Annotated in this window: 13 protein-coding genes; 3 read left to right on the top strand and 10 right to left on the bottom strand. The window is 72.7% G+C overall.

Annotated elements, in window-relative coordinates; translation table 11 throughout:
• Window positions 1-88 precede the first annotated feature (88 nt).
• Window positions 89-1,240 carry a sensor histidine kinase gene (locus ACH4S9_RS22605; RefSeq protein WP_398373679.1) on the bottom strand — a complete coding sequence of 384 codons (1,152 nt, stop codon included), beginning with the start codon at window positions 1,238-1,240 and terminating at the stop codon, window positions 89-91.
• Window positions 1,241-1,386: 146 nt separating this feature from the next.
• Complete coding sequence (locus ACH4S9_RS22600) at window positions 1,387-3,516, bottom strand: DNA topoisomerase IV subunit B (RefSeq protein ID WP_361186118.1); 2,130 nt, start codon at window positions 3,514-3,516, stop codon at window positions 1,387-1,389.
• Between the two features lie 442 nt (window positions 3,517-3,958).
• On the opposite strand from ACH4S9_RS22600, the gene ACH4S9_RS22595 reads away from it, so the two are divergent.
• Window positions 3,959-4,189, top strand: a complete 231-nt coding sequence (locus tag ACH4S9_RS22595; protein ID WP_311723781.1) for a hypothetical protein — start codon at window positions 3,959-3,961, stop codon at window positions 4,187-4,189.
• Window positions 4,190-4,316: 127 nt separating this feature from the next.
• Here ACH4S9_RS22595 and ACH4S9_RS22590 read toward each other — a convergent pair whose 3' ends face one another.
• The 6 genes from ACH4S9_RS22590 to ACH4S9_RS22565 form a co-directional block, all read right to left on the bottom strand.
• A complete protein-coding gene (locus ACH4S9_RS22590; RefSeq protein ID WP_311723782.1) occupies window positions 4,317-5,147 on the bottom strand; it encodes a serine protease in 831 nt (276 codons plus the stop codon).
• A 189-nt stretch (window positions 5,148-5,336) separates the two neighbouring features.
• The gene (locus ACH4S9_RS22585; protein ID WP_311723783.1) at window positions 5,337-6,905 is read right to left on the bottom strand and encodes an RNA polymerase sigma factor; all 1,569 of its coding nucleotides are present in this window, start codon (window positions 6,903-6,905) and stop codon (window positions 5,337-5,339) included.
• Window positions 6,906-7,368: 463 nt separating this feature from the next.
• Window positions 7,369-8,319: an FCD domain-containing protein gene (locus tag ACH4S9_RS22580; protein WP_311723784.1), complete on the bottom strand. Its 951-nt coding sequence runs from the start codon at window positions 8,317-8,319 to the stop codon at window positions 7,369-7,371.
• A 250-nt stretch (window positions 8,320-8,569) separates the two neighbouring features.
• A complete protein-coding gene (locus tag ACH4S9_RS22575) occupies window positions 8,570-10,612 on the bottom strand; it encodes an ATP-binding cassette domain-containing protein (RefSeq protein WP_398373678.1) in 2,043 nt (680 codons plus the stop codon).
• Between the two features lie 129 nt (window positions 10,613-10,741).
• Window positions 10,742-11,503: an NUDIX hydrolase gene (locus ACH4S9_RS22570; RefSeq protein ID WP_358846283.1), complete on the bottom strand. Its 762-nt coding sequence runs from the start codon at window positions 11,501-11,503 to the stop codon at window positions 10,742-10,744.
• A 108-nt stretch (window positions 11,504-11,611) separates the two neighbouring features.
• The gene (locus ACH4S9_RS22565) at window positions 11,612-12,946 is read right to left on the bottom strand and encodes a DUF4192 domain-containing protein (protein WP_398373677.1); all 1,335 of its coding nucleotides are present in this window, start codon (window positions 12,944-12,946) and stop codon (window positions 11,612-11,614) included.
• Between the two features lie 110 nt (window positions 12,947-13,056).
• On the opposite strand from ACH4S9_RS22565, the gene ACH4S9_RS22560 reads away from it, so the two are divergent.
• The gene (locus ACH4S9_RS22560) at window positions 13,057-15,246 is read left to right on the top strand and encodes a DEAD/DEAH box helicase (protein WP_311723788.1); all 2,190 of its coding nucleotides are present in this window, start codon (window positions 13,057-13,059) and stop codon (window positions 15,244-15,246) included.
• Between the two features lie 218 nt (window positions 15,247-15,464).
• A complete protein-coding gene (locus ACH4S9_RS22555) occupies window positions 15,465-16,088 on the top strand; it encodes a hypothetical protein (RefSeq protein ID WP_398373676.1) in 624 nt (207 codons plus the stop codon).
• Window positions 16,089-16,100: 12 nt separating this feature from the next.
• Here the strand turns inward: ACH4S9_RS22555 and ACH4S9_RS22550 are convergent, their stop codons facing one another.
• Window positions 16,101-16,757: a hypothetical protein gene (locus tag ACH4S9_RS22550; RefSeq protein WP_398373675.1), complete on the bottom strand. Its 657-nt coding sequence runs from the start codon at window positions 16,755-16,757 to the stop codon at window positions 16,101-16,103.
• A 60-nt stretch (window positions 16,758-16,817) separates the two neighbouring features.
• On the bottom strand, window positions 16,818-17,519 hold the full coding sequence (locus ACH4S9_RS22545; RefSeq protein WP_311723791.1) for a ribonuclease HII: 702 nt from the start codon (window positions 17,517-17,519) through the stop codon (window positions 16,818-16,820).
• Between the last annotated feature and the right edge of the window lie 168 nt (window positions 17,520-17,687).

Here is a 17,687-nt window from a genome sequence, read left to right as displayed (position 1 = left end):
CCTGCCGTTCCCGCTCCTGATGGCGACGCTCCTGATGGCGACGCGGCGTCACACCCGTACGCCGTCATACCAGTACGCCGGTGGACCGTCACGCCGGGACCCGCAGGCGTACGACGAAGCCTCCCTCGGCGGGTCCCGCCTCGAGCGTGCCGCCGAGGAGTTCGGCGCGCTCCCGCATCCCCCGCAGGCCGTATCCGGCCCCGGTCGCCGCCGGGCCGCCGGAGGGCGCCTGGCGCGCCCCGCCGTCGCGTATCTCCAGGAGCACCTCGTCCTCCTGGTAGGCGAACCGCACTTCCACCGGGGCGCCCGGCGCGTGCTTGCGGACGTTGGTCAGCGCCTCCTGCGCGACCCTCCGCACCGCGAGCCCCGTCTCGGCGGCCAGTTCGCGCGGCTCGCCCTCCGTCTCGAAACGCGCCCCCTCGGTCGCGGCGGACTCCCGCAGGAAGTCCTCGACCGGCGCCGTCTCGCCGCGCAGCGCGTGCAGCGCCTGGCGGGTCTCGGCCAGGCCGTGGCGCGCCATCCGGCGGGCCGCCACCACCCGCTCCAGCACCATCTCCTGGTCCCGCCCGCGCTCGATCAGCAGCCTGGCCGCCTCCAGATGCACCAACTGGGCGGACAGGCTGTGCGCCAGCACATCGTGGATCTCCCGGGCGATCCGGGCCCGCTCGGCGAGCGCCGCGCTCTGCGCCTCGGCGCTGCGCGCCGCCCGCTCCTGCTCCAGCAGCAAGTAGGCGGTGCCGCGCGCCTCCTCGTCCACCCGCAGCGAATAGCCGATGAGCACGAGGCCGGCGCCGATGGCCGGGCCGGTCAGCGGGCCGTGGTCGACGGTGAGCACGAAGGAACCGGCGGCCACGGTCGAGGCAGGCAGCGCGGCCATCAGCGGCAGCCGCTCCATCGCATGGATCGCGCCGACGATCCACGCCACGACCGCCGGGGTATCGGCGCCCACGGCCCACAGCGCCGCGCCCGCGGCGAGCAGCAGGGCGAGCAGGCCGAGGGCGGGGCCCAGCCGGCGGTCGACGGTGACGCGGCGGAACGCGTGCACCGTGGCCCCGCAGCCGGCGACGGCCGCGAGCAGGGCGATCCGCTGCCACACCTCGAAGGAGCCGTCACGGGCCACGTTCCAGATCAGCAGGCCCGACCCGACGATCGACATCCCGCAATTGATCACCAGCCGGACCTTGGGCAGGCCCTGGCCCGTGAGCGCCTGCCGCGAGGGCCACTGCGTCCATCCGCTCATCGGCCCTCCCCGGCTCCGGACGCTCACGACGCTACGCAATGCCCTCCGCCGAGCGAATCGGCCTCCGGTCGGGCGCGGGTGGAGAACGCCCCTCCACCCTGGGGTGGAGAGGCGCCTCGCGTTTCCGCGCCCGTCAGGGTCCTCCGTCAGGCGTCGATACGCGAACGGTCCAGGGTCGCCGCCGAGTTGGTGATGAACTCCTTGCGCGGCGCGACCTCATTGCCCATGAGCAGGTCGAAAACCTGCTCGGCCGCCTCCAGGTCGCTGATGTTGATCCGCCGCAGGGTGCGGTGGCGCGGATCCATCGTGGTCTCCGCGAGCTGGTCGGCGTCCATCTCGCCCAGACCCTTGTAGCGCTGGATGCCGTCCTTGTAGCGCACGCCCCGGCGCTGGAAGTCCAGCAGCGTCTCCTGGAGCTCCTTGTCCGAGTAGGTGTAGACGTACTTCTCCTGCCCCCGCTTGGGGTTGACCAGCTCGAGCCGGTGCAGGGGCGGCACGGCCGAGAAGACCCGCCCCTCCTCGACCATCGGCCGCATATAGCGCTGGAAGAGGGTGAGCAGCAGGATGCGGATGTGGGCGCCGTCGACATCGGCGTCGGCGAGGAAGATCACCTTGCCGTAGCGCGCCTGGTCGATGTCGAAGGTACGGCCCGAGCCCGCCCCTATGACCTGGATGATCGAGCCGCACTCGGCGTTCTTCAGCATGTCGGAGACCGACGCCTTCTGAACGTTGAGAATCTTGCCCCGGATCGGCAGCAGCGCCTGGAACTCGGAGTTCCGGGCGAGCTTGGCCGTGCCGAGCGCCGAGTCGCCCTCGACGATGAACAGCTCGCTGCGGTCCACGTCGTCGCTGCGGCAGTCGGCCAGCTTCGCGGGCAGCGAGGAGGACTCCAGCGCAGTCTTGCGGCGCTGTGCCTCCTTGTGCTGGCGGGCCGCGATACGGGTGCGGGCGGCCGCCACGATCTTGTCCAGCACGGCGCGGGCCTGCTGCTTGGCGTCCCGCTTGGTGGAGGTGAGGAACGCCTTGAGCTCCTTGGCCACCACATTCGCCACGATCCGGGAGGCCGCGGAGGTGCCCAGCACCTCCTTGGTCTGCCCCTCGAACTGCGGCTCCGCCAGCCGCACGGTCACGACCGCGGTGAGGCCCTCCATCGCGTCGTCCTTGACGACGTCGTCCTCGGCGACGCGCAGCAGCTTGGCGCCGCGCAGCGCCTCGTTCACCGTCTTGGTCACCGAGCGCTCGAAGCCGGCGACGTGGGTGCCGCCCTTCGGGGTGGCGATGATGTTGACGAAGGACTTCATGGTGCTGTCGTAGCCGGTGCCCCAGCGCAGCGCGATATCGACACCGAGCTCGCGCGTGACCTCGGTGGGTGTCATATGGCCGCGCTCGTCCAGGACCGGCACGGTCTCCTTGAAGGTGCCCTGCCCGGACAGCCGCAGCACGTCGCAGACGGCCTTGTCCTGCGCCAGGTACTCGCAGAACTCGCTGATGCCGCCGTCGAACCGGAAGATCTCCTCCGAGTGGCCTGCGCCGTCCCCGCCCTCGGGGGTCCGCTCGTCCCGGACGATCAGCGTCAGGCCCGGCACCAGGAAGGCCGTCTGGCGGGCGCGCGCGTACAGCGTCTCCAGGGAGAGCTTGGCGTCCTTGAGGAAGATCTGCCGGTCCGCCCAGTAGCGGATGCGCGTGCCGGTGCGGCTCTTGGGAACCCGCTTGCCCTTGAGGAGGCCGCTCGACGGGTCGAAGGGCGCCTCGGGGCCGCCTTCGGTGAAGATGCCCGGGACACCTCGCCGGAAGCTGATGGAGTGCGTCTTGCCGTCCCGGTCCACCTCCACGTCGAGCCGGGAGGACAGCGCGTTCACCACGGAGGCGCCGACGCCGTGCAGACCGCCGGAGGCCGCGTACGAGCCGCCCCCGAACTTGCCGCCGGCGTGCAGCTTGGTCATCACGACCTCGACGCCCGACAGACCGGTCTTGGGCTCGACGTCGACCGGGATACCGCGGCCGTTGTCCCGCACCTCCACGGAGCTGTCGTCGTGCAGGATCACCTCGATGCGGTCGCAGTAACCCCCGAGCGCCTCGTCGACGGAGTTGTCGATGATCTCCCAGAGGCAGTGCATGAGGCCACGGCTGTCCGTGGAGCCGATGTACATGCCGGGGCGCTTGCGTACCGCTTCGAGCCCCTCCAGGACGAGCAGGTGCCGCGCGGTGTAGTTGGAGCCGCCCCGGTCTGCTCCGGTCAGCAGCGCAGTGGACGGCACGGACGTGTCGGCGGTCACGCGGTTCGCTCCTCGCTGAATTTCTTTGTTGGCCCGGCTGGGGGCCGCTTGGTGGCAGGGTCGCCCGTCAGAGCGTACCGAGGCCTGATAGAGCCGTTGTGCCACCACCCATGAGAACGTCCATGCTAGTCCAGACTCCTTGACTTTCGCTCGTACGTTCGATCGCTCGTTGGAGTGACGCACACATCACGTTCCCTTTCAGGCATGAACCATTTAGGCTCCGGGCACGTCCTCAGCAACAACCGGCAACCCAGCCGGGAGGACAAATCCGACAAGCGACGTGAAACCGTAAACCAACGCAATACGGCTCATTCGCCGCCAACCGTCACCATCTGGTCTACTCAGAAGCAATTTTTGAGAAAAAGCCACGAGCGGGAACGTTTTCGGCTTGGTTGGATGTTGACCCTGGTACGACAGCTCGTCGAGCTAGAGAAGAGGCGACGTGACTACTGTTCTGACCCCCGCGAGCCCCCTGACGGCCGCTGACCGCTGCGACCGCTGCGGCGCCCAGGCGTACCTGCGTGTCGTCCTGGTAAGTGGCGGTGAACTGCTCTTCTGCGCCCACCACGGACGTAAGTTCGAGCCGGAACTCAAGAAGATCGCCGCGGAGATACAGGACGAGACCGAGCGGCTGACGACCGTCCCGGCGTCCGCGTCCAACGACGAACGCTGACACCTCGCATCCGACGACGACGAGCGACACCGGCCCAGGGCCGGGACCTCGGGCGGCCGTCCCCGCATGGGGCCGGCCGCCCGCCCGCATGCCCTCCCTTGCTCTCCCCCGCCATCCCGGCATCCCGTCATCCGGCGGCGGTCACCTGCGACAGCACCGCTGAGATCCGCGTGTAGACGCCGGGCCTGCCCGGCTCCGCGCAGCCGCTCCCCCAGGACACCAGGCCGACCAGCTTTCCGCGGGCGATCAGCGGCCCGCCGCTGTCCCCCTGGCAGGCGTCCCGGCCACCGTCCGGCAGCCCCGCGCACATCATGGATTCGGAGATGTACTCCCCCTCCGCACCACCCGGATAGGCCTCCTCACACGTCGCGTCCGGCATCACCCGCAGCCGGGTGGCCCGCAGCGTCGAGGCATAGCTGCCGTTGCCCCGGGTGTCGCCCCAGCCGTACACCGCCGCTCGCGCGCCCGGCTGGTACGCCGGATCCCCCACGGCCGCCATGGCGACGCCGTAGATCCGGGGCAGCGGCTGGGAGAGGGTCAGCACCGCGACGTCCCCGGCCCGGCCCCCCTGGTCGTAGGCCGGATTGACCCAGACCCAGCGGGGCGCCATCTCCACCCCTCCGCTGCCGCGCAGATCGTCGCGGCCGATGATCACGCGGAGGTCCCCGACCTCCCACCAGTTCACGCCGAGCACACCACGGCTCATGCAGTGCGCGGCCGTGAGCACCGTGGTGGGGCCCACCACCACACCGCCGCAGAACTGGCCCGAGCGCGCATCGCCGAACCGCTCACGGCTCGCCAGAGCCACCGCCCAGGGCGCCAGGGCGGTGTGCGCGGGGTGGCCCCCGACCACCGTGCGGTCTGCCGTCGCCGGGGGAGGCAGGATCACCAGCATGGCCAGTGCGGTGACCAGCGGTGCCGCGAGAGGGGCGAACAGGGCGGACAGCGACCTACGCATTCAGCCTCCTGACCGTACGGAGCGCGTCGCACACCCAGCGTCACCCGGCCTCGGCCATCCCGCATCCCGAGAGGGGCCGAACGGGTCGGGGGGGGGAAGCGCGGACAGCGCGAAGGCCGGGCCCTGGAAAAGGGCCCGGCCTTCGCGCTGTGCCGTGGAGCTGCTCTGTCGATCAGCCCAGCTCCGTCATCAGTCCAGGTAGTCGCGCAGGACCTGGGACCGGGACGGGTGGCGCAGCTTCGACATCGTCTTCGACTCGATCTGCCGGATGCGCTCACGCGTCACCCCGTAGACCTTGCCGATCTCGTCGAGCGTCTTCGGCTGGCCGTCGGTCAGGCCGAAGCGCATGGAGACCACGCCCGCCTCGCGCTCGCTGAGCGTGTCGAGGACGGAGTGCAGCTGCTCCTGGAGCAGCGTGAAGCTCACCGCGTCGGCCGGAACGACCGCCTCGGAGTCCTCGATCAGATCGCCGAACTCGCTGTCGCCGTCCTCACCGAGCGGGGTGTGGAGGGAGATCGGCTCGCGGCCGTACTTCTGGACCTCGATGACCTTCTCGGGGGTCATGTCGAGCTCCTTGGCCAGCTCCTCCGGGGTGGGCTCGCGGCCCAGGTCCTGGAGCATCTGGCGCTGCACACGCGCGAGCTTGTTGATGACCTCGACCATGTGCACCGGGATACGGATGGTGCGGGCCTGGTCGGCCATCGCGCGGGTGATCGCCTGACGGATCCACCAGGTGGCGTACGTGGAGAACTTGTAGCCCTTGGTGTAGTCGAACTTCTCGACGGCGCGGATCAGACCCAGGTTGCCCTCCTGGATGAGGTCCAGGAAGAGCATGCCGCGGCCGGTGTAGCGCTTGGCCAGGGAGACCACCAGACGGAGGTTGGCCTCCAGGAGGTGGTTCTTGGCCCGGCGGCCGTCCTCGGCGATGATCTCCAGCTCGCGCTTGAGCTTGGGGGCGAGCTTGTCGGAGTTGGCGAGCTTGTCCTCGGCGAACAGGCCGGCCTCGATGCGCTTGGCGAGCTCGACCTCCTGCTCGGCGTTGAGCAGCGGGACCTTGCCGATCTGCTTCAGGTAGTCCTTGACCGGGTCGGCGGTCGCGCCCGCCGCGGCAACCTGCTGCGCCGGGGCGTCGTCCTCGTCCTCGTCCGAGAGCACGAAACCCTGGTTCTCGGGCTCGCCCTCGGCACCCTCGGCCCCGGGCTTGCCACCGGGAGCTTCCTCGATGACGTCCTCGCCCTCGAGGATCTCGTCCGAGTCCTTCTTGGCGGTGGTCTTCTTCGCCGCCGTCTTCTTGGCGGCGGTCTTCTTGGCCACCGCCTTCTTGGCCGTGGTCTTCTTGGCCGCGGCCTTCTTCGCGGGCGCCGCCGCGGCCTCTCCGGCCGCGCCGTCTGCCGCCTCGGCCGCCGGGGCGGTCGGAGCGGCGGCAGGGGTCTTCTTCGCGGGGACCGTCCTGGCCGTGACGGTCTTGGTGGCGGTGCGCTTTGCCGGACTCTTCGCTGCGACGCTCTTACGGGTGCGCTTGGGCGCCTCTGCGGCACTGACCATCAGCGTCACACCCTCCTCGTCGAGGACCTGGTTGAGGCTGCGCAGAACGTTCTTCCACTGGGTTGGCGGAATCTGGTCAGCCTCGAAGGCCCGACGCACGTCATCGCCGGCGATCTGCCCCTCAGCCTTTCCCCGCTCGATGAGCGCCATGACAGACTCGGACTCGGCGATCTCCGGCGGGAGCGTACGGGATGTGCTGGCCGACACGAACAACCTCTCGGAACGATGGAAACGGCTTCCGGCCCCGTCCGCTGGGGACTGGAGCCGACGACCGCCGGCAGGATGAACCGACGGCGCGGGCGGAGTGCGGGTGAACTGGAACGTCGCGAGCGACGTCCGTATTCCCTCCGCGGCTGCCACCTCTTTAATCATCGCGCTGCCCCAAAGAGCGTTACGCCCATTCCTCGTGTCCCGAGTCACACCCCATAACGGCCGTAATGCCTACTCGGCGGACAGATCGGCACTGGTTGATCATGATCAGCGCCCGGACCGGCACCTCCGCGCCGAGGGCGTTGCGCCGCCGAACCCGCCTGGCGGGTTCCGGCGACGCCGCTCTCGTACGCCGCACGCCGCGGTCGCCGTACGCCGCGGTCCGGGGTCCGGAGTCCGCGGTCCGGGGTCTGCGGCCCGGGGTCCGGAGTCCGCGGTCCGGAGTCCGCGGTCCGGAGTCCGCGGGTCAGTGCTCGCGCGGCGCGGGCACCCCCACCTCGGCGTGGTCGCGATCGGGGTGAACGGTCAGCAGCTGGCGCATAGCGGCCTCCGCCGCCACGGCGTCACCGGCGCCGATGGCCTCGACGATCCGGCGGTGGTGGCCCACCCCGGCCTCGCTCAGCCGGTCGCAGCCGGTGATCGGGGCGCCCGAGACGTGCAGGGCGGCGGCGACGATGCCGGCCAGGTGCTCCAGCATCCGGTTGCCCGCGACCTGGAGCAGCAGGGCGTGGAACTCGGCGTCGGCCCGCGAGAAGGTCAGGGCGTCGCCCTGACCCAGCGCATGGCCCATGATCTCCGCCATGTCGGCGAGCCGCTGCTGCACGTCCTCGCGGCCGGAGCCGGCCGCGAGGCGGGCGGCGAGCGGCTCGATGGTCCAGCGCAGCTCGCACAGCTCGCGGCGCTGGTCGTCGCGCTGTGGGCCGAAGGCCCGCCACTCGATGATGTCCGGGTCCAGGAGGTTCCAGTCGCTGACGGGGCGGACCCGGGTGCCCACGTTGGGCCGGGCGCTGACCAGGCCCTTGGCCTCCAGGACACGCAGCGATTCCCGCACCACCGTGCGGGAGACCTCGAAGCGCTGGCCGATCTCCTCGGGGACGAGCGGGCGGTCGGCCCCCAGATCGCCGGAGACGATCATCTGGCCCAGCTGCTGGACGAGTTGGCCGTGCAGCCCGCGGCCCCGGTTGCCGGCCGTGCGCCGGCCCACTCGGCCGATCTCGGCGTCGGCGCCGTCCCATGAGGGGGCGCCGCCGCGGTCACCGCCGGGGGCGTCGGCGTAGGGGTAGCGGTCCAGCTCGCCCGGGCCGGCGAGGCCGGAATCGGCGGGGCGAGCCGCGGTCATCGTGGTGTGCGCAAGGGTACTCACGCATCCTTTGTCGGCGACGCTCCGGAAGCCCTTGAGGTCTTTGGTGAAAAGCACACGAAAGGGTGATCGCCCATTACCTCACAATTGACGCCGAATCGGACAGAAAACAGCACCCTTCGCGGAGTTGCGACCACTTCATGCGATGGGCCTGCGGAAGTGCTCCCGGCCTGGTCCACCGCCGCAGCGGGCCGCACCGGCGCCGAGCCGGTGCGGGATGGGAGGTGAGCCCGCGCCAGGTCGGCACTGGGCCGGACGGAGTCCATCGGCGCGCCGGGCGGCACTCCTCCGGAACGCCGGGGGCGTATTACTGACGCGCCCGGCCGCGCAGGCCGGTGAGGGCATACGCGCACAGCAGGACGGCCAGCGACAGCACCAGGGCCTGCCCCACGGGCTGGGACGCCAGCCTCAGGGCGAGCGCCAGGATCCGGTCCACCATGGAGTGCGGACGGTCCAGCGCCTCCGCGCGCAGCCGGTGCGGCAGCCCGACGAGCGAGCGCACCGACGGCTCGGCCATCAGCCGCTGGACGACCGGCACCGCCAGGATGGGCACCGCCAGCAGCGTCGCCAGGCCGAGCGCGGTGGACCGGAAGACGGCCGCCGCCATCAGCCCGGCCCAGCCGGAGCCGATCGCCAGGGCGCACACGCTCGCCGTCAGCAGCGGCCAGTCGCCCGGGAGCGGCACCGCGTCACCACCGACGAGCATCAGGAGCGCCGCCCCGTCCAGGGCCAGGACGGCGAAGGAGAGCAGCACCGCGCCGACGGCACACACGAGCAATTTGGCGACCAGCAGGCTGAGTCGGCGCGGCACCGTGTCCCGCGCCGGGGCCAGCGCCGGATATCGGAACTCCTCCCCGAAGGCCAGCGCGCCCAGCAGCCCGGACGCGACCGCCACGGGCGGCAGGGGAACGTCAGCGGGCCAGGCGGTGATCCGGTGCAGTTCCCCAGCCCCGCCCGCCCGGGCGAGCAGCACGGAACCGACGAGCGAGGCCACGAGGGCCGTGACGGCGATCAGCCAGCCGGTCCGTACGCCGGTGGCGCGGCGCAGCTCGTAGCGCAGCGGCCACGCCGGGCCGGGCAGCGGCAGCCTCGGGAGCACCCGGGGCGGGGTGACCCGGGGATCGCGGGCGGCGGTGTCCCCGCGCGCGGTCTCCGGACCCATGTCGGCGGTCTCCTCGACCAGGCGGTGCACGACGATGCCATGGCGGTACGCGGCCTCGCCGACGGCGGCGCAGGGCAGCCCGTAGACGGAGATGCGGGTCTCGTCCTCCTTCACCACCGAGAGCCGGCCGTCGATCGGGCGCTCCGCGGCCTCCGCGGATCCGGCGCCGCCCTCCTCCGCGCCCTCCGCACCCTCCGTTCCGTCAGCGGCGGCCGCACCGGCCTCCGCGGCCTCCGCGGCCTCCGCGGCCTCCGCGGCCTCTGCGGCCTCTGCCTTGGCCTCTGCCTCGTTTTCCGCCTCGGTTCCCGCCTCGGTTCCCGCCTCGGCCTCCGTCGCACCCCCTGCCTCTGCCTCTGCCTGCGTCTTGGCCTCTGGTTCGGCCTCCGCCCCGTCCACGCTCGCCTCAACCTCGGGCTCGGCCTCGGGCGGAGACGGCGGCCCGGCGGCCGGCTCGGCGGCGCGCGCCTCCTCCTCCAGCACGGCGGCCAGCCGCCCGGCCAGCGGCGAGAGCACGGCAACGCGAGGGCGCAGCCGGGTGCGCGCGAACTCCTCAACCGGCTGATCCGCGACCAGTCGGCCGCCCTCCAGGGTGAGGACCTGGTCGGCGAGGCGGGTGATGCTCTCCGAGTTCCGGTCGGTGACGAGGACGGCACCGCCCTGCCCGGCGAACTGTCGCAGCAGCCCGTGCATCCAAACGGCTTCCCGGGCGGACAGACCGCGCGTCGGGGCGTCGAGGACGAGCGTATGCGGGTCTCCGAGGAGCGCTGTGGCGAGGCCGAGCCGGCGCTCCATACCGGCCGCCAGATTGCCGATGCGCTCATCGGCCAGCTCGGTGAGACCGACCACGTCCAGCACCACGTCCGCTCGGGTGGCGGGCACCCCGACGGCGGCTCCGAGCATCTTGAGGTGGGCCCGTGCCGTGCGACCGGGGTGGCCGGGGACATCGTCCAGAAGGACGCCGATCTCCCTGGCCGGGCGCCGGATGCGATGGAGCGGGCGGCCCCGGAAGAAGGCCGCGCCATGGCCTCGGTCGAGCTGTAGCAGCAGCCTCAGCGCGCTGGTCTTGCCCGCGCCGGGGGCGCCGGCCAGGGCGGTCACACGGCCCGGTGGCGCCTCGAAGGTGAGATCGTCGATGACAGGCCGGTGGTTGCGGCGGGGGGTGCTGGTCAGTCCGGTGGCCTGGATCATGGCTTCTCCCGCGGGGCGTGGAACCGCTCGTGGCACGTGGGGACTGGTGACGTACCGGAGCACGGTAACCCGCTATGTCCTATTTCTTCAGTACCTACACTCCCTGTCGAGTCGTCGTGTCATAGGTCGTCACACCTCGGGGCGAAGCATGGGCGGGTTGAGCACCGTCGCACCCCCGGCCCGGAACAGCTGTGCGGGACGGCCGCCCTGACGGGTCGTGGTGCCACCCGTGGGCACCAGGAATCCGGGCGTTCCGGTGACCTTGCGGTGGAAGTTGCGCGGGTCCAGGGCCACCCCCCACACCGCCTCGTACACCCGGCGCAGCTCGCCGACCGTGAACTCCTGGGGGCAGAAGGCGGTGGCCAGCGAGGAGTACTCGATCTTGGAGCGGGCCCGCTCCACTCCGTCCGCGAGGATGCGGGCGTGGTCGAAGGCGAGCGGGGCGGCCAGGTCGGCGTCGCGGCCGAAGGACCCGTCCTGGTCGAGCAGGGACTCGACCGGTGCCCAGCGCACGCTGTGCGCGTCGCCCCCGGCCCGGGGCGCGGGGAGGTCCGGGGCGAGGGCGAGGTGCGCGACGCTCACCACCCGCATCCTGGGGTCGCGCTTCGGGTCGCCATAGGTGGCGAGTTGTTCGAGGTGGGCCGCGTTGGGAGGAGCCGGAACCGCGGGATCGTGGGCGAGCAGCCCGGTTTCCTCCACCAACTCCCTGGCGGCCGCCGCCGCGAGGTCCTCGTCGGGCCGCACGAACCCGCCTGGCAGAGCCCAGCGCCCCTGGAAGGGCGGTTCGCCACGGCGGACGGCCAGCGCGCACAGCGCATGCCCCCGGACGGTCAGCACGACCAGATCGACGGAGACGGCGAAGGGCGGGAAGGCCGATGGGTCGTAGGGCATGTGGCGATCATAGTCGTCTTCCTGACGATAATCAGTGCCTTCTGCATGATCGTCGATGTTGATGGAACCGCTCCCGCCGCCGCGGCCCCACCCCGGGCCCGGCGTGGCTCAGTGACGGCTGCGGGCACCTCGATGCCCGGGCCTGCGCCGCATCCGGGTCCGGCCGGGCGGCCGCCGCCTGGCCCCCTGCGCACCCGAGCTCTTGGCCCGGCCGCCGCGCTGCCGGTCGGACCCGCCGGAGCCACCGGATCCCCCTGACGCGGCGGCGGCAGCGGCGCCGAGGCGCTCCAACTCCCCGCGCACCGCGGTCTGGAGGGCCCGGTCGGCGCGCTCCTGGCGCAGGCTGCGGCGCAGCAGCTCCGGGTCGAGCCCCTCGTTGCAGGCCTGGTGCAGCAGCCTGGCGAAGAGGTACTCGGGATCGGCGCACAGCGCACGGCCGAGCGCGACGCGTGCCGCGGGCTCGTCCCCGACCGACCAGGCGACCCAGCCCGCGAGGGTGAGCGGCGCCGCGGCGTGCTCGGCGTACGAGCCGACACAGCGGCGCGCGAGGGCGCGCCACAGCCGCAGCGCCGCCTCCGCGTCGGGCCCCTCCATCCACTGCGCGGCCCGGTCGCGCGCCAGCCGGTCCTGGAGCCCGATGATGACCGCGGCCGCCTCCTCGTCGCCGATCATCCCGTCGTCACGGACATCGGTCGCGACCGGGTCGGCGATCGGCGGCGCGGAGCGGAAGCGGGCCAGCATGCCGCCGAGGAGGACGAGGGTCTCCTCGCGCACTGTCGCGCAGTCCGCACCGCCCAGGATCCTGGGCACGAGCTCGCCACCCGCCGCGTCCAGCGCCCGCTCCTGCTCCTCGGCCCGGGGCGGGGCGAGCGGCGCGAGCCTGGCCTCCATCTCGCGCAGTGAACCCCGCACATGGATGCCCGCGTAGGTCGCGGCCGCCGCCATCACGGAGGTGCCGGGCAGGGTGAGCGGGACGCCTTCCGGCGGGCAGCAGCGCCGGTCCGGGCACACATACGACCAGAACCGGCCGTCGGAGATGCACAGCGCCTCGAAGACGGGCACCTCCAACCTGCCGCAGGCGGTACGCAGCCGCTGGGCAAGCGGCCGCAGGCGCTCCATCACATCCTGCCCCGACTCCCCCTCGGCCGGCTCCTGGCACAGGAACAGCACCGTGCCGTCGGGCCGGCCCGCCCGCCGCTCACTGCCCGCCACGAGGCACTGGGCGAGCTGGTCACAGACCTCCGGCCACTCCTCGCTCGCCCGGGGAATGCCGAGCCTGAGCCTGCCTCCGAAGCGGCCGCGGGGCCCGTGCAGCGCGATCATCACGATGCTGTCGTCCGGGTGGAACCCGAGGACGTAGGGCAGGGCGTCGGCCAACTCGGCCGGGCTGCGGAGCGTGATCTGGTCATTGCCGGACAGGCCGGCTTGGTCGTGTCGCGTCATGACCCGACGGTCTCCCAGCCCGGCCCGGACCGCCAGGCCTGTGGATAACGTTATCCACAGGCCGGGGGCCTGGTTCGCGCGATGTCGGTGGGATCGGGTTGCATGGGGGCATGAGCGACGAAGACCTGCGCACCGCGGCCGACCGCGTCCTGGCCCGCCTCGTCGGGGACCCCACCGGCTCCGCCCGCCTGCGGGAGGACCAGTGGCGGGCGATCGAGGCGCTGGTCGCCGACCGCCGCCGGGCGCTGGTCGTGCAGCGCACGGGATGGGGCAAGTCGGCCGTCTATTTCGTCGCCACCGCTCTGCTCCGCGAGCGCGGCAGTGGCCCGACGGTGATCGTCTCCCCGTTGCTCGCGCTGATGCGCAACCAGGTCGAGGCCGCCGCTCGGGCCGGTATCCGCGCGCGCACGATCAATTCCGCCAATACCGAGGAGTGGGACACCGTCCAGGCCGAGGTGGCCGCCGGCGAGGTGGATGTGCTGCTGGTCAGCCCCGAGCGGCTGAACAACCCCGACTTCCGCGACCAGGTCCTGCCCAAGCTCGCCGCGGCCACCGGCCTGCTGGTCGTCGACGAGGCACACTGCATCTCCGACTGGGGCCACGACTTCCGCCCCGACTACCGCAGGCTGCGCACCATGCTGGCCGACCTGCCGCCGGGCGTGCCCGTGCTGGCCACCACCGCGACGGCCAACGCCCGGGTGACCGCGGACGTCGCCGAGCAGCTGGGCACGGGCGGGGCCGGGCCGGGCGGCGCAGGCGCGGAGGGCTCGCCGGCCCTGGTGCTGCGCGGGCCGCTGGACCGGGAGAGCCTGAGCCTGGGCGTGCTGCGGCTGCCGGACGCGGCACACCGGCTGGCCTGGCTCGCCGACCACCTCCCCGAGCTCCCCGGCTCGGGGATCATCTACACCCTCACGGTCGCCGCCGCCGAGGAGGTGGCGGCCTTCCTGCGGCAGCGCGGCCACACCGTGGCCTCCTACACCGGCAAGACGGAGAACGCGGACCGCCAGCAGGCCGAGGAGGACCTGCTGGGCAACCGGGTCAAGGCTTTGGTGGCCACCTCCGCGCTGGGCATGGGCTTCGACAAGCCGGATCTGGGCTTCGTGGTGCACCTGGGCTCACCCTCCTCCCCCATCGCCTACTACCAGCAGGTGGGGCGGGCCGGGCGCGGTGTGGAGCACGCGGAGGTGCTGCTGCTGCCGGGCCGTGAGGACGAGGCCATCTGGCGGTATTTCGCCTCGCTCGCCTTCCCTGCCGAGGAGCAGGTGCGCCGCACGCTCGATGTGCTGGCCGCGGCGGGCCGGCCGGTGTCCCTGCCCGCGCTCGAGCCACAGGTCGACCTGCGCCGCTCGCGCCTGGAGACCATGCTCAAGGTGCTCGATGTGGACGGCGCGGTGCGGCGGGTGCGCGGCGGCTGGACCGCGACAGGGCAGCCGTGGACGTACGACGCGGAGCGGTACGCGTGGGTGGCGCGGCAGCGGGAGGCGGAGCAGCAGGCCATGCGGGACTACGCCGCGGCGGCCGGCTGCCGGATGGAGTTTCTGCGGCGGCAGCTGGACGACGAGGCGGCGAAGCCCTGCGGGCGCTGCGACAACTGCGCGGGGGCTCGGTTCGCCGCCGAGGTGTCCGCCGCGTCGCTGGATGCGGCGCGCGGGGAGCTCGGGCGCCCGGGTGTCGAGGTGGAGCCGCGCCGGATGTGGCCGACGGGCCTGCCCGCGGTGGGCGTCGAGCTCAAGGGCCGGATCCCGGCCGGTGAGCAGGCGGCCCCCGGGCGGGCGCTCGGCCGTCTCTCCGACATCGGCTGGGGAAACCGGCTGCGGCCGCTGTTCACCCCGCAGAGCCCGGACGGACCGGTTCCGGACGATGTTGCCGCCGCCGTTGTGACGGTGCTGGCCGACTGGGCCAAGGGGCCCGGCGGCTGGGCGTCGGGGGCGCCGGACGCCCCGGCCCGCCCGGTCGGGGTGGTCACGGTGGCCTCGCACACCCGGCCGCGGCTGATCCAGACGCTGGGCGAGCGGATCGCCTCCGTCGGCCGGATGCCCCTGCTCGGCGCCGTCTCCTACCTCGACGCCGGGGCCGACACCCGGGTGCCGCGGACCAACAGCGCCCAGCGGCTGCGGGCGCTGCACGGGGCGCTGACCGTGTCGGCCGAGCTGGCCGCGGCGCTCGAGCGGGCCTCGGGGCCGGTGCTCCTCGTCGACGACATGGCGGACACCGGCTGGACGCTGGCCGTGGCCGCCCGGCTGCTCCGCAGGGCCGGGGCGGAAGCGGTCTTCCCGCTGGTTCTCGCGGTGCAGGGATGACCGCCGCCGCAGGTAAGGGCGGCTCCCGGAATATTGACGGCGCACCGGCCCAAACCGGTCAGTCGCGCCAATTGCTCGTTGCCGCGCGCCTGTACGACCGCAAGAATTGAAGAGTTCCCCACTCCTGGCCCGCCCGTGGTGCGCCGGAGCTGTGTCGTGGCGTGCGCCCGTGCCCGACCCTTCGCACGGACCGTGGGCGCGCAGACGAAGGGAGGACCGTGACCTTCGGCTTCGCTCCGCCGCCGGCCGCCGACCCCGTTTCCCGCCTGAGCCGGATACTCGAGCCCGCCGAGTGGGCCGCCGCCGGCATCCCGTTGCTGCGCAACCCGCGCGAGGTCGTCACCGGCCTGCACAGCCGTCATCGGCCCAGGCCCTCGACGGCTGTCATCGCGGTCCTGGACCCGGAGGAACGGCTGGCGGCCAGTGCCTCGTTCATCCGGCGCGGCTCCTCGGCCGCCGACGGCTGGGAGTTCCGGAACGCGCTGCTGGCCCAGCTGCGCCGGGTCATCCCACACGACCTGCGGCGCCGCACGCCCGTCCGCACCGCCGTGCTGCTCTACTGCCGGGAGGGCGAGAGCCAGTGGACGGAGGAGGACGGCGCCTGGATGTGGGGCCTGCGCGATGCCTGCACCCTGCACGGCCTGCGCTGTGGCGCCTACATCACGCTGACCCGCGCCGGCTGGCAGGTGCTGGGTGAGGGGCGGGGCGGCCGTCGGCCGCACTCCGCCTCCCTCCACAGCCGCCTCGACACCGCCACCGCCACCGGTGACGGTGTCACGACGGCCGTGCCGTACCCGCGCGGCGAAGCGCACGAGGCGCTGCGCCGCTCCGCGGCCGTGTGAGCGACCGCGCGATCAGACGCCCGCGGCGAGCAGGGCGTTGATCCGCTGCGCGTCACCGCAGACGATCAGCAGCGTTCCGGCGCGCCGCATCGCCTCGGGCAGCGCACGGGCGACGGTGTCGTCGGCTCCTCCGTCGACCGCGACGACCACGACCGGGCGGGCCGTGGCGCGGCTGGCGGCGGCGGAGGCGTAGAAGACGTCGTCACCGGCTTCCTGCTGCGCCCAGTACGACGCCTCTCCGAAGGAGAGCTCATGCGTCGCCCACGGATGCTGTTCCCCGGTGGTCAGCACCAGGATCTCGCCGGGTGCCCGGCCGGAGTCCAGCAGCAGGTCGACGGCCTCGTCCGCCGCGTCCAGAGCCCCCTCCGGCGAGGCGGGGATCAGCTGGATCTGCGGGCCGGTCGGCGCGGAGGCGGCGGGCGGCCCGGGCTTGGCCGCCGCGGTGGGCGGTCCGGGCTTCGCCACGTCACCCGCGGTGCGCTGGGACGGGGCCGAGGGGGTCGCGGTGGAACCGCGGTTGGGACCGGGGCTGCCGGGCCGCCGAGGGGCGGGCCGGGGGCCGGGGCCAGGAACAGGACGAGGGGTCGGCGCGGTGCGGCCTGCGGCCGGTGTCGCGCGAGGACCCGGGACACTCTCGTGAATCTGAGGCTCCTCGGGGATGAGAGGCATGGGGTGATGTCTATCAAACGCCGGTGCGAGTCGCATCGGCGGGTGGGTGGAAAAATGCGTTCAGAAGTCGAAGCCGAGTTGCCCGTGATCCTCCGCGTCGGCCGGTCCGGGCACACTGCGGACCCGCTTGAGATGCCGCCAGCGGGGCAGCCCGTCCAGGTAGGACCAGGACAGCCGGTGGTAGGGGGTGGGACCCAACTCCACCAGAGCGGCGCGGTGCGCGGGCGACGGATACCCCGCGTTGTCACCGAAACGGAAGTCCGCGTGGGCGGCTCCCAGTTCGGTCATCAGCGCGTCCCGCCGGACCTTGGCGATCACCGAGGCCGCGGCGACGGCCACGCAGGACTGGTCGCCCTTGATGACCGTACGGACCTTCCAGGGCTCGCCCAGGTAGTCGTGCTTCCCGTCGAGTATCACAGCGTCGGGGCGCACGGACAGCCCCTCGAGCGCACGGGTGGCGGCGAGCCGGAGGGCCGCCGTCATCCCCAGGGCGTCGATCTCCTCGGACGAGGCGTGGCCAAGGGCATACGAGGTCACCCACGTCTCCAACTCCTGAGCCAGCGCCGTGCGCTTCTTGGGGCTCAGCAGCTTGGAGTCGGTGAGTCCGGCCGGCGGTCGCCGCAGGCCGGTGACCGCCGCGCAGACCGTCACGGGACCGGCCCAGGCCCCGCGCCCGACCTCGTCGACTCCGACGACGATCTTGGCGCCTGTGGTGGCGCGGAGCGAGCGCTCGACGCGGTGAGTGGGCGGTTCGTAGGCCATGGCGAGGACAAGATTACGCCGCCCGGGCGGCAGCCGTGCACCGGGTTCCGCCCGGCGGCCCGCGACCGGGCCCCGCGGGCGGCGCCGCTCAACCCGACACCGATGGCGGGCGGTTCGCCGGCGCGGGTCGCTCGCCGGGCGCAGGCCCCGGTGGCACCCCGTGTCATC

The organism is Streptomyces sp. NPDC021225 (genome assembly GCF_044332865.1).
Classification (GTDB): Bacteria; Actinomycetota; Actinomycetes; order Streptomycetales; family Streptomycetaceae; genus Streptomyces.
The sequence above is the reverse complement of the archived record's forward strand: the minus strand, read 5'-3'. Positions and strand labels throughout refer to the sequence as shown.